At 61.8% G+C, this 12,009-nt stretch carries 9 protein-coding genes; 1 reads left to right on the top strand and 8 read right to left on the bottom strand.

All coding sequences use genetic code 11. The features are described 5' to 3' along the window. Positions 1-23: 23 nt before the first annotated feature. The 6 genes from BLQ09_RS26760 to BLQ09_RS26735 all read right to left on the bottom strand — a co-directional run bounded on the left by BLQ09_RS26760 (position 24) and on the right by BLQ09_RS26735 (position 8,673). Positions 24-650 (bottom strand): helix-turn-helix transcriptional regulator, encoded by a 627-nt coding sequence (locus BLQ09_RS26760; protein ID WP_027603534.1) that lies wholly within the window; start codon positions 648-650, stop codon positions 24-26. Continuing rightward, on the bottom strand, positions 650-1,783 hold the full coding sequence (locus tag BLQ09_RS26755; protein WP_092359153.1) for an NAD(P)/FAD-dependent oxidoreductase: 1,134 nt from the start codon (positions 1,781-1,783) through the stop codon (positions 650-652). Before BLQ09_RS26755 ends, BLQ09_RS26760 begins: the two co-directional genes overlap by 1 nt. Beyond that, complete coding sequence (locus BLQ09_RS26750) at positions 1,780-2,715, bottom strand: ornithine cyclodeaminase family protein (protein WP_092359150.1); 936 nt, start codon at positions 2,713-2,715, stop codon at positions 1,780-1,782. The genes BLQ09_RS26755 and BLQ09_RS26750 overlap by 4 nt, the downstream gene beginning before the upstream one ends. Before the next feature lie 113 nt (positions 2,716-2,828). Beyond that, positions 2,829-4,280 (bottom strand): AdeC/AdeK/OprM family multidrug efflux complex outer membrane factor, encoded by a 1,452-nt coding sequence (gene adeC / locus BLQ09_RS26745; RefSeq protein WP_027603537.1) that lies wholly within the window; start codon positions 4,278-4,280, stop codon positions 2,829-2,831. Position 4,281: 1 nt separating this feature from the next. After that, positions 4,282-7,443 (bottom strand): efflux RND transporter permease subunit, encoded by a 3,162-nt coding sequence (locus tag BLQ09_RS26740; RefSeq protein WP_092359148.1) that lies wholly within the window; start codon positions 7,441-7,443, stop codon positions 4,282-4,284. A gap of 18 nt (positions 7,444-7,461) precedes the next feature. Continuing rightward, positions 7,462-8,673, bottom strand: a complete 1,212-nt coding sequence (locus BLQ09_RS26735) for an efflux RND transporter periplasmic adaptor subunit (protein ID WP_092359146.1) — start codon at positions 8,671-8,673, stop codon at positions 7,462-7,464. Between the two features lie 150 nt (positions 8,674-8,823). Here BLQ09_RS26735 and BLQ09_RS26730 point away from each other — a divergent pair, with 150 nt between their 5' ends. Beyond that, entirely contained in the window at positions 8,824-9,447 is a 624-nt protein-coding gene (locus BLQ09_RS26730; protein WP_027603540.1) for a TetR/AcrR family transcriptional regulator, read from the top strand. Positions 9,448-9,463: 16 nt separating this feature from the next. On the opposite strand, the gene BLQ09_RS26725 is transcribed toward BLQ09_RS26730, so the two are convergent. Further along, positions 9,464-10,444: a helix-turn-helix domain-containing protein gene (locus BLQ09_RS26725; protein ID WP_027603541.1), complete on the bottom strand. Its 981-nt coding sequence runs from the start codon at positions 10,442-10,444 to the stop codon at positions 9,464-9,466. A 58-nt stretch (positions 10,445-10,502) separates the two neighbouring features. Further along, positions 10,503-11,981, bottom strand: a complete 1,479-nt coding sequence (locus tag BLQ09_RS26720; RefSeq protein ID WP_027603542.1) for an aldehyde dehydrogenase family protein — start codon at positions 11,979-11,981, stop codon at positions 10,503-10,505. Positions 11,982-12,009 lie beyond the last annotated feature (28 nt).

Raw genomic sequence — 12,009 nt, 5'->3', positions numbered from 1 at the left:
GGCAAGCCCCCTCCCACATTTGATCAGCCCTTGAGTTCCTTCAAGTGCTTGTAGACCGTGGCCCGCCCCATGCCCAGCACATTGGCCACATAGTTCGAGGCGCTCTTGCCCTTGAACGCGCCTTCGGCATGCAGCGCCAGTACCAACTCGCGCTTGTGGTCACGGGTGAGCAGGTTCAGGCTCAGTTGGCGCTCGCGCATCCAGGCATGCAGGAACGTGTTGATGCGCTCCTGCCAGTCATCGCGAAACAGCGAGTCCGGTTGCGGGATCAGCTTGCTCGGCGACAGGAACAGGTCCAGCGCGGCCTTGGCGTTTTCGAACAGTGAGATATTCAGGTTGATGCACAGCACTGCCAGCCGGCGACCTGTGTGGTCATGCAGCACGGTGCTCAGGCTGCGGATTTTCTGGCCATCCCAATTGAGCTTTTCGTAGGGGCCGATATTCACGTCGCTGACGTCGGCGCTGAGCATGTCCTCCAGCGCCGAGTCGTCGCCAATGCCCCGTTTGGACAGGTTATTGGCGATGTAATCGACTTTTTGCGTGCGCAGGTCATGCAGCACCACTTCGGCGTGGGGGAAGAACAGCGTGGCGATTGCATCGGCAATCGCACGGAAATTCTGCAGGACTTTTTCGTGTTCGGCGCTGTTCATCAATGGGGCTCCAGGCGGGCGAGGGAGAGCATACCAGCGTCGAGGGCGAACCGTGTCAGTGCCTCCGGCAACGCTTCACCGCGCACCAGCGCCGCACTGGCCTGGCCCATGGCGGGGGAGGTCTGGATCCCATAACCGCCTTGCGCCGCGACCCAGAACAGGCCGGGCACCAGCGGGTCGAAGCCGCTGAGCAAATCACCATCGTGCACAAAGCTGCGCAGGCCGGCCCAGGTGCGCGTCGGGCGGCGGATGCTCAGGGTGGTGGCTTCTTCGATCTGGTAGATGCCCATGGCGATGTCCAGTTCTTCGGGCTGGATATCCTGGGGCTCCACCGGGTCGGCATTCGCCGGCGAGCCGAGGAACATGCCGGCGTCGGGCTTCATGTAGAAGGCTTCGTCGAGGGCCACCAGCATCGGCCAGGCATGGCTGTCCACGCCTTCGGGGCCGGCGAAGATAAATGCCGAGCGCCGCTTGGGTTGCAGGCCGATGGACGCGGCGCCCGCCAGCCCGCCGATATGATCGGCCCAGGCGCCGGCGGCGTTGATGATGATCGGCGCGGTGTAGGTCCCGTCCTGGGTGCTTACGTGCCAGAGGCCCGCGCTGTCACGGCTCAAGCCCAGCACGTGGCTGTCGGTGCGCACTTCGCCCTGATTGCGTCGGATACCGCGCAGATAGCCCTGGTGCAGGGCGTCGGTGTCGATGTCGCTGGCGGTCGGGTCATACAGCGCGCCATGGACTTTTTCCCGGCGCAGGATCGGCAGGCGCGCGCAGGCTTCATCCGCCGTGAGCCGTTCGACCTGGGGCACCGTGGCCTTGGCACTCAGGTACTGGGCCTGCAATTCGGCAGCGTCGCCGTTGAAGTCCACGGTCATTTCGCCGCGCGGCGTCAGCAGCGGGTGCTCGCAGAAACCCGGCGGCGGGTTATCGAAAAACGCGCGGCTGGCCTGGGTCAACGCCCGCACCTGCGGGGTGCCATACGCCGCCGTGTAGAGCGCCGCCGAGCGTCCGGTGGAGTGATAGGCCGGGTGGGATTCACGCTCCAGCACCAGCACCTTGGCATGCTGCGACAACCAGAAACCCGTGGACGCGCCGGCAATGCCGCCGCCGATGATGATGAAGTCGGCGTGGCTCATAACAGTCTCCATAGGGCATTGGCCAGGGCGATGTCTTCCAGGCCCAGGCCGATGGAACGGAAAAATACGTGGCGGTCATAGGGCGGGCGCTGTACCTGCTCACTGAGCAGTTCGGGCAGGTCGCCGACGATCGCGTTTTTGTCCCAGCCGTGCTGTTCAGCGGCGATCAGCATCTCGCCGGCCGAGCCGGGGGTGGTCTGGCGATAGTCGCAGAACACCTGCATGGCGTTGAGGCTCTGGGGCGGCACTTCATGGGCACGCGGGGCGTTGGTGCTGATCGAGGTGATCAGCGCCGGCTTGCTCAAGCGCGACGGGTCGATCACCGGGCCGGCCGATGAGGTGCACAGCAGGATCACATCGGCGTCGGCCACCGCCGCATCGCAGCTGTCGGCGACGCTCAAGCGTGGATCCAGGCGTTTGATGGCGTCGGTATTGGCAGTGGCCAGGCTGGGCGAAAACACACTGATGCTCTGCCAGTCCCGCAGGTTTTTCACGTAGTGCAGATGCGCCTGGGCCACCTTGCCGTTGCCGATGATCGCCAGGCGCCGTGCTGCCTGCGGGGCCAACGCCTCCACCGCCAGCGCAGTGGTCGCGGCGGTGCGCGCGGTGGTCAACTCGGCGGCATCGCACAGCAACAGGGGCTCGCCGGTTTGCATCGACATCAACAGCGTCCAGGCCGTTACCAGCGGCCCTTGCTCGCGCACGATATACGGCGAGGTCTTGACCCCGTACACCCCCTCTGCAGCCAGCACGCCCAGGTAATTGATGAAGTCGCCCGCGCCGTGGGGGAACGCCACTAACTGCTGCGCCGGTTGCACCGCATGCCCGGCGGCCAGGGCGCGGAACAGCGTGAGCAGGATCTGCGGTACATCGACTTGGGCGAGCAATTCGCGGGCCTGGGCTTGGTTGATGACAAAAGGGGGGCTGGACATGGAGAACTTCCAAATTAAACTAATTTGTCCATTATGGACTTTTAGTTTTATTGGGCAACCACTGGGCGCAAAAAATCTGCAGACCTTCTCCCCTCCGTTAGAAGCAACGGTGGTCAGTTTGTCACTGAGCTCACCTTGGCGACCACGGCCCCGCGAGTTTCGACCCATCCTCCTCCAAGCACTTTGTAGAAGGTCACCAGGTTTGTCAGGCGCGACAACTGCGTGCCGATCAGGTCCTGTTGCGCGGTGTAGAGCGAACGTTGCGAGTCCAATACCGTGAGGTAACTGTCGATCCCCTGACTGAAGCGTGCCTGTGACAGCCGATAGCTTCTGGCGGTCGCATCTACCAGCGCTTGCTGTGCATCAAGCTGGCGCCCCAGTGTGCCGCGTTGCGCGAGCGCATCGCTGACTTCGCGAAACGCCGTTTGAATCGCCTTCTCGTAGTCCGCTACATAGATGTCTCGATCCGCTGTGGCGCTGGCCAGGTTGGCTTGGTTGGTACCGCCATCGAAGATCGGCAGCGAGAGTTGCGGCGCGAAACTCCAGGTTCCCGAACCGCCTTTGAACATGTTCGACAAACTCGCGCTTGAAGTCCCCGCCGAAGCCGTGAGGGTAATGCTTGGGTAAAACGCCGCACGGGCGGCGCCGATGTAGGCATTGGCGGCCTTCAGGTCGCGCTCGGCCTTGAGTATGTCGGGGCGGCGTTGCAGAAGGTCCGAGGTCAAGCCGGGCGGGATGTTGGCCAAAGGGCTCGCTTCGGCTGTCGAGCGTTCGGGCAGGGTCTTGGGCAGCAGCGCGGCTGGCAGATCGGCACCGACTACCAGGCGCAATGCGTTCAGGTCCTCGGCGACTTGAGCGGTATATTTTTCCACATCGACGCGTGCCGTTTCGACGCTGGTCTGTGCCTGGCTCAGGGTGAGGGCGGAAGATGAACCCAGGTCGAACATGCGCTGGTCGAGTGCGTAGCTGTCTTGCTGGCTGGTGAGCGTATCGTGCGCCAGCTTGAGTCGGTCCTGGTCGGACGCCAGTGTGAGGTAGTCCGTGGCGACTTCCGCGATCAGGCTGATTTGAGTGCTTCGGCGATTCTCAGCCGTGGAGAAGTATTGCTCGAGTGCCTGCGCGCTGAGGCTGCGCAAGCGACCAAACAGGTCCAGTTCGTAGGCACTGAAGCCCAGCGTCGCGCTGTAGCTGTGCGTGACCATGGCCTGGCCCGTCTGGGATTGATCGGCCGGTGTGCGGCTGGCGCTGGAGCTGCCGCTGGCATCGACGCTGGGAAATAACGCCGCGTCTTGAACGCGGTAGGTGGCGCGAGCCTTTTCGATATTGAGCACCGCCACCCTCAGATCGCGGTTGTTGGCCAGGGCCAGCTCGATGACCTTTTGCAGGGACGGGTCGGTGAACACATCGCGCCAGCCCAGGTCAGCGACCGGCACGGTGGGCACTACGCCCTGGTCTTCGGGAAACGTCGCCGGGACGGGCGAGGGTGGAGGCTGGTAGGCCGGTATCAGGCTGCAACCGCTCAACAGAGCCCCCACTACCAGTACAGAACGTGTAAACCGTTGCATATCAGAGACCTTGTGCAGGGGCTGGTTGGGCAGGGGATTGCGTGGATGTCGGCGCAACGGTTTTTGGGTTGAACAGGCGCATCACCAGTACAAAAAACAGTGGAACAAAGACAATCGCCAGGAGCGTGCCGGAGAGCATGCCGCCGATCACTGCGCTGCCCAACGCGTGCTGTGCACCGGCCCCCGCGCCGCTGCCCAATACCATCGGTAACACGCCAAGAATGAATGCCAGGGACGTCATGAGTACCGGACGCAAGCGCATGCGCGCGGCTTCGAGTGCTGAATCCACCAGGCTCTGACCGCCGGCGTAGAGGTCTTTGGCGAACTCCACGATCAGGATGGCGTTTTTCGAGGCGAGGCCAATGGTGGTCAATATCCCGACCTGGAAGTACACGTCGTTCATTTTCCACGTCAGGATTGCGCCGACCAGGGCCCCCAGCACCCCCAGCGGTACCACCAGCACCACTGACAATGGAATCGCCCAGCTCTCATACAGTGCGGCCAGGCACAGGAACACGAACAGGATCGACAGGCTGTACAGCAAGCCGGTCTGGCCGGTCGAGGCTTTTTCCTGGCGCGACAGGCCAGTCCATTCGTAGCCGATGCCGGTCGGCAACTTGGCAACGGCGTCTTGCACGATCGCCAGTGCTTCGCCGCTGGACGCGGCTCCAGGCATGGCCATGCCCAATATCTCTACGGACGGGACGCCGTTATAGCGTTCAAGCCGTGGCGACCCCGAGGCCCACACCGCCTTTGAAAAGGCAGAGAAGGGCACCATGCCGCTGTCACTGTTGCGGATGTACCAGCGATTGATGTCATCGGGGAGCATGCGGTAGGTGGCATCCGCCTGCAGCATGACCTTTTTGACCCTGCCCTTGTCGATGAAGTCATTGACGTAACTGCTGCCCCAGGCAGCCGAGAAATTGTCATTGATATCGACGATCGACACACCCAGTGCCTGGGCCTTGTCCGGGTCAATCTCGAGCTGCAGTTCAGGCGCGTCTTCCTGGCCGTTGGGCCGCACCGCCACCAGGCGCTTGTCTTTTGCGAGCTCGGCGAGCAGTTGGTTACGCGCACTCATCAAGGCTGCGTGGCCAAGGTTGGCGCGGTCTTGCAGCATCAGGTCGAAGCCGGTGGCATTGCCCAACTCCGCCACGGCCGGCGGGGCGAACGCAAATACCCGTGCGTCCCTGAGCGTCGAAAAGTAAGCCATGGCTTTGCTGGACACACCAGACACACTGAGCGCGTCACCCTTGCGCTCATCCCAGGGCCTGAGTTTGACGAACGCCAGGCCGGTGTTCTGGCCACTGCCGGCAAAGCTGAAGCCGGACACTGTGAACACGCCGGAGACCGCATCTTTCTGATCGACCAGGAAGTGTTGCTCGACCTGATGAATGACTTCATCGGTACGCGCGCCTGTCGCACCGGGTGGCAATTGCACCAGTACGAACAGGGTGCCCTGGTCTTCATCGGGCAGGAAGCCGACCGGCAACTTCATGAAGCCGAAGACCACCGCGCCCAGCACCACGGCGTACACCAGCATGTACCGCCAACCCTTGCCCACGATGTGGCGCACGATGCCTTGGTAGCCAAGGTTGCCTCGGTCAAACGAACGGTTGAACCAGCCGAAGAAACCGGTGGTAGCAGCGCCATGGCCTTGCTCAATGGGTTTGAGTAACGTTGCGCACAGGGCGGGTGTGAGCACCAGCGCTACCAGTACCGACAGCGTCATGGCCGAGACGATGGTGATGGAAAACTGTCGGTAGATCACGCCGCTGGAACCACTGAAAAACGCCATCGGCACAAATACGGCGGCCAGCACCAGGGCGACGCCCACCAAGGCTCCGGTGATCTGGCCCATTGACTTGCGAGTGGCCTCCTTCGGCGATAGCCCTTCCTGGGCCATGATCCGTTCGACGTTTTCCACCACGACAATGGCATCGTCCACCAGCAAACCGATGGCCAGTACCATGGCAAACATGGTCAGCGTATTGATCGTGAAACCGAACGTCGCGAGCACGCCGAAGGTGCCGAGCAGCACCACAGGTACAGCTATCGTCGGAATCAGCGTGGCCCTGAAGTTTTGCAGGAACAGGTACATCACCAGGAAAACCAGTGCCACGGCTTCAACCAGGGTACGTACGACCTCCTCGATCGAAATACGCACGAAGGGCGTGGTGTCATAGGGCTTTTGCACGGCCATGCCGGGCGGGAAGAATTGCTCAAGCTCTGCTACCCGGGCGTCTATCGCCTTGACGGTGTCCAGGGCGTTGGCACCCGCGGCGAGCTTGATAGCCAGGCCAGCAGCGGGTTTGGCGTTGTAACGTCCGGCACTGGTGTAGCTTTCACTGCCCAGTTCTATGCGCGCAACGTCACGCAGGCGCACCTGAGAGCCATCAGTCTGGGTGCGCAGCAGGATGTCCTCGAATTCTTTCGCCGTTCTCAGGCGGGTCTGCGAGGTGATCGTCGCGTTGATCTGCTGGTTGCTGGTAGCGGGGAGGGCGCCCAACTGCCCGGCGGAGACCTGGACGTTCTGCGCCTGGATCGCGGTTTTCACATCGGTTGGCGTAAGGCTGAAGTTGGCCAACTGGTCGGGGTTGAGCCAGATGCGCATGGCGTACTGTGAGCCAAACAGCGTGGTGTCGCCCACCCCTTCAACCCGACTGATCGCATCCTGCACGTTGGCGGCCACGTAGTCCGAGAGGTCGGAGCCGCTCATGCTGCCGTCCTCGGAAGTAAACGCCAGGACATTGAGGAAGTTCGTCGCTGACTTTGTCACCGTCAGGCCCTGGTTCTGCACCTCTTGCGGCAACAGCGGTGTTGCCAGCGCGAGCTTGTTCTGAACCTGCACCTGCGCGGTATCGGGGTTGGTGCCGTTCTCGAACGTGAGTGTGATGGTGGCCGAACCGGAGGACTCACTGGTGGATGACATGTAGCTCAACCGGTCCAGCCCCTTCATCTTCTGCTCGATGATCTGGGTGACCGTGTCTTCCAGTGTCTTGGCCGACGCGCCGGGATAGGTGGCAGTAATTGCCACGGCGGGAGGCGCGATATCCGGGTACTGCGCGATCGGCAGCGTGAGGATCGAAAGGATGCCGGCCAGCATCACGAGAATAGCCAGCACCCATGCGAACACCGGGCGATCAATAAAAAAACGTGCCATGAGTAGCTCTCTCGCAGGTCAGTTTGACGCGGTGGCCTTGATGGCTGGCGCAGGGGGGGCAACGTGGGAGGCGTCGTCAGTCGGTTTGGTTACCCACGGTGTGACATTCACCTCCAGGCCCGGCGCGGCGTTTTGCTGGCCGTCGACTACAAGCTGGTCCCCCGGCTCAAGTCCGGCCTGCACCAACCACTGATCGCCTACTGCCCGCTCGGTCTGTAGTGGTCGACGCTGCAGTTTTTTCTCGCTGTCGACGACATAGGCGAACGGCTTGCCCGCACCATCCCTGGAGACCGCTTGCTGGGGCACCAACAGGGCGTTTTCCTTGACGGCCTCCTGCAGTATCGCGCGCACATACATGCCGGGCAGCAGGTCGCCGTCGGGGTTGGGAAATACCGCCCGCAAGGTGATCGTGCCGGTGTTCTGGTCCACGGTGACATCCGAGAATTCCAGGGTGCCCTCGTGCGGATAAGCGCTGCCATCTTCAAGCAGCAATTGCACCTTGGCCGAGTTGGCGCCGCTCTTTTGCAGTTCGCCTCGGGCCATCGCGTGTTTGAGTTGCAGCAGCGCGGTGCTGGATTGGGAGAGGTCGACGTACAGGGGATCCAGCTGTTGGACCGTCGCCAGTTCCGTGGTCTGGCTGGCGGTAACCAGTGTGCCGGGGGTGACGCTCGACTTGCCGATGCGCCCGGAGATCGGTGAATCCACACGGGCGTAAGACAGATTGATACGGCTGCTTTCAACGTCAGCCTTGGCTGATGCTACCTGGGCTTCGTCCTCGCCGAGGGAGGCGCTTGCATCATCGTAGTCCTGTTGGCTGACCGCCTGGATGGCCAGCAATTGCTTATAGCGTTCGGCCTTGAGCCGCGCAGTCTTGAGGGTTGCTTGCGCTTTGGCGAGCGCTGCTAGATTGCTGTCGTGGGTGGCCTTGTAGGTGGCCGGGTCGATTTGATACAGCGCCTGGCCTGCAGTGACATCACTGCCTTCCTTGAACAGGCGAGTCTTGATGATCCCGGCAACTTGCGGGCGTACCTGCGCGACCAGGTACGCTGAGGTGCGGCCGGGGAGTTGTGTCGTCAGCGCCAGATGCCGGGGTTGCACGGTGATCACCCCCACGGTCGGTTTGCCCTGTGCGGGCGGAGGACCACCCGGCGGCTTGCCGCAGGCGGTGAGAAAGCAAGCAGCAGTACAGGCTGCGAAGAAGCTTAAGAAGTAAGTCAGGGGCGGGCGCAAGGCATTCTCCAGGGCGGGAAGGAGGAAGCGGGTTAGTTATTTAAATACCGTACCGTACGGTAATGTATTGAGGTAAATTTGCGCCGTCAACCGGGATGAACGCCCCTGGGGTATCATCCGGGCGTTTGTGGAAGCAGTGGAGCAAGGGTTATGCGAGTCAAGACTGAAGCCAAACGCGAGTCCATCGTCGAGGCTGCAGCGCAGGTTTTTCTGGAGTTCGGCTTTGATGGTGCGTCCATGACGCAGATCGCCACGCGAGTGGGCGGATCAAAGGGGACGTTGTACGGGTACTTCAGCAGTAAGGAGGAGTTGTTTGTCGAGGTCATGCATGGCATGGCCAAGCGTTTCCTGGAGCCCATCTTCGAAGCGTTGCAGAAGGACCATGATGACTTGCGGCATGCATTGCAGCAGTTCGGCGAGCGCACCCTGGCCGTGTTGTGCCTGGAAGCTTCCATTCAGGCACGCCGCGCGATCATCGCGCAGTCGGGTCGCAGTGACATCGGCTTGCGGTTCTACGAGCGGGGCCCGAAAAAAGGCATGCGCGAAGTGGCCAGTTTCCTGACACGCCGGATCGAGGCGGGCCAGCTCAGGCCGTGCGACCCGGAGGTCGCAGCCTGCCACCTGATGGCACTGTTGGATTCGGAGACCGTCACTCCTTGTCTGTTGGGCGTCAACCGCAAGCCTTCGACCGCCCATATACGAGCAGCGGTAAGTCGTGCGCTGGATACCTTTCTGGCGGGCTATGCGCTCGGGCCTCACAGCGTTGTCCCCTAGGGAAACGCGGCCTGGCTCATTGGGCGGCGCTGGCCGTTTCACGGTAGAGCCTGGGCGGCATGCCGAATGCTGCCTTGAAATGGCGACTGAAGTGAGCGCTGCTGCCATAGCCCCAGGCGTAAGCAATGTCGGTGAGCGAGCGATGGCTGAGGTCACGGTTGCGTAGGTCTTGCGCACAGCGCGCCACGCGGCGTTGCCAGATGTACTCGCTGACACTGCAACCGAATTCGTCCTGGAATGCCCGATGCAGACTGCGCACGGAGCAGTGTTCGGCAAACGCGATGCGCTCGATGCTCAGGTCGCGGTCGGCCAGGTGAAGTTCGATATAGCGCTTGAGGCGGTTCTGCTTGTAGTGACGGAAGTCGTGTTCGAGCTTCTTCTCTTCCTGCTTGTTGCCCAGCGCATTGTTCAAAAGCCCGACGATACTGTCGCCGATCAGCGCCGCCGACTGGCTGTTCAGCAGCGGATATTGGCTGTAGGCGTCAACGATAAGGTGCATCAACATCCGCCCAAGCCCGTTGCGCGCGCTGATATGCAGGTCGTCAGCGTCCAGTGCCTGCCCGGCGCCTTCGTTGAACAACAGGATGAAGTGCTCACAGCCTTGTGGGCTGCTGACGTTGAATGGTTGGGCGCAGTCAACCACCAGCAACTCGTCGGGCGCCAAGGCGTTGCTGTGCTTGCCTTGCTGGAAATGACTGACGCCGGCGGTTTGCAGAATCAACATGCGTGACGTATCGGGTGCCTCGACTGCTTTGCTCAGGTGACGGGAGTAGCGGTGCGCGCTGGCGGTCATGCGGCAAAAACGCAGTTTTCCAAGATCGCCGTATTCCAGGCGGCCCTGGAAATCGGCATCGTGCAAAGGTTCGATGTAGGTGGACTCGAGGCGCTTGATGTACTCCGGCGTGCGGCCGAGGTTGTCACTCATAAACTCCTTCCACTTCATCAGGCGGTCGGAGCGCATCACTTGATCGGTAGAAACGCAGGCTAGATTGCTCATGGTTCGCCTCTTTTTATTGTTATGGGGTGGGCCACACCGGGTGGGCCCACCCTGTTTCCTAGAAGGGGTAGTGGTGGCTCCCGGCTTGCCAGGTCACCCAGTGCGCACGTGTGAATTCATCCAGGGCATAGTGACCGTTGAAGCGTCCCAGCCCGGAGTTCTTTTCGCCACCGAACGGGGCATTGGGCTGGTCGTCCACAGTGATGTCGTTAATGTGCGTCATCCCAGCCACGATGCCACGGGAAAAATTCAGCGCGCGGGCCATATCTTTACTGAACACGGCGCTGGACAGCCCATATTCGCTGGCGTTGGCCAGGGTCAGGGCATGTGCCTCATTGTCGGCGATCAATATTGGCAGCAAGGGCCCGAAGGTTTCATCGTGCGCCAGTTCGTGGTCGAAAGGGACATCCCCGTATACATGGGGCGGCAGCACCAGCCCGGACGCCGGGCCACCGTGCAGTTTCTTCAGGCTCGCGCTGTCGGCGGCATTGACCTTGCGCAGCAGGCCGTCCAACTGGCTGCGGTTGATCACCGGGCCAATCACTGTATCGGCGAGGTTAGGGTTGCCGGTTTTCAAGTTGCGCACGCGCTCCACCACCAACGCGCTGAAGTCGGCGTAGAGCGAACGGTCCACAATCACCCGATTGACGCTCATGCAGATCTGGCCCTGATGCAGGAAGCGTCCGACCACTGCTGCATGCGCGGCAAGGTCGATATCCGCATCATCGAGCACCACCAGCGGCGCGTTGCCGCCAAGCTCCAGGGCGACCCGCTTGATGTGCTGGCCGCCGGTGGCGATGCGCCCGACATTGCGCCCGACATCGGTAGACCCGGTAAATGAGATCAGGCTGGGAACGGGGTGCCCCACAAAGGCATCGCCGATTTCCGAGCCGGCGCCGACCACTACATTGAGCGTGCCCTCGGGAAAACCCGCTTCTTCGAACAGGTGCGCAATCAGCAGGCCGCCGGTCACGGCCGTGTCGCTGGCCGGTTTAAGGACCACCGTATTGCCCAGTGCCAACGCCGGAACCACCGAACGCATGCTCAAGTACAGAGGGAAGTTCCAGGGGCTGATGACCCCAATCACCCCGAGCGGCTCACGGAACACGAAGCTTTGTTCGCCGGGCTTGTAGCTGCTCAGGATGCGCCCCTCCACCTGCATGGGCAGCGCAATGCATTCACGCACCAGGTTCAGGGTGAATTGCCACTCCATGGTCGCCTTGATACGGGTACTGCCGGACTCGCGAATCAGCCAGTCGATGATCTCTTCGCGGCGTTGCTGGATGACGTGAGCGAGCTTTTCCAGCTGGGCGCCCCGTGTGGTTGGATGCAACTGCGCCCACGGGGTTTGTGCGCGTTGTGCTGCTGCGTAGGCCGCGTCGAGGTCGGCAACGCTGGCCAGGGGCATTTCGAGCAATGTCTCGCCGTTGAAAGGATTGCGATCGTCCAGCCGTGCTGAGGAACGACCGGTGTGCCAGGTGCCGTCGATGAACTGGTCGCCATTGAGGGCGTAAGGGGTTGGGCGTTGGGCAGTCATGGTTTTACCTTTGGGTCAGTGGGGCACG

The organism is Pseudomonas sp. NFACC25 (assembly GCF_900100935.1).
Taxonomy (GTDB): Bacteria; Pseudomonadota; Gammaproteobacteria; order Pseudomonadales; family Pseudomonadaceae; genus Aquipseudomonas; species Aquipseudomonas marginalis.
The sequence above is the reverse complement of the archived record's forward strand: the minus strand, read 5'-3'. Positions and strand labels throughout refer to the sequence as shown.

Bases quoted from the DNA above. Each gene is read 5' to 3' on its own strand.
- BLQ09_RS26760 (WP_027603534.1), bottom strand. From the start codon at position 650: ATGAACAGCGCCGAACACGAAAAAGTCCTGCAGAATTTCCGTGCGATT.
- BLQ09_RS26755 (WP_092359153.1), bottom strand. From the start codon at position 1,783: ATGAGCCACGCCGACTTCATCATCATCGGCGGCGGCATTGCCGGCGCG.
- BLQ09_RS26750 (WP_092359150.1), bottom strand. From the start codon at position 2,715: ATGTCCAGCCCCCCTTTTGTCATCAACCAAGCCCAGGCCCGCGAATTG.
- adeC (WP_027603537.1), bottom strand. From the start codon at position 4,280: ATGCAACGGTTTACACGTTCTGTACTGGTAGTGGGGGCTCTGTTGAGC.
- BLQ09_RS26740 (WP_092359148.1), bottom strand. From the start codon at position 7,443: ATGGCACGTTTTTTTATTGATCGCCCGGTGTTCGCATGGGTGCTGGCT.
- BLQ09_RS26730 (WP_027603540.1), top strand. From the start codon at position 8,824: ATGCGAGTCAAGACTGAAGCCAAACGCGAGTCCATCGTCGAGGCTGCA.
- BLQ09_RS26725 (WP_027603541.1), bottom strand. From the start codon at position 10,444: ATGAGCAATCTAGCCTGCGTTTCTACCGATCAAGTGATGCGCTCCGAC.
- BLQ09_RS26720 (WP_027603542.1), bottom strand. From the start codon at position 11,981: ATGACTGCCCAACGCCCAACCCCTTACGCCCTCAATGGCGACCAGTTC.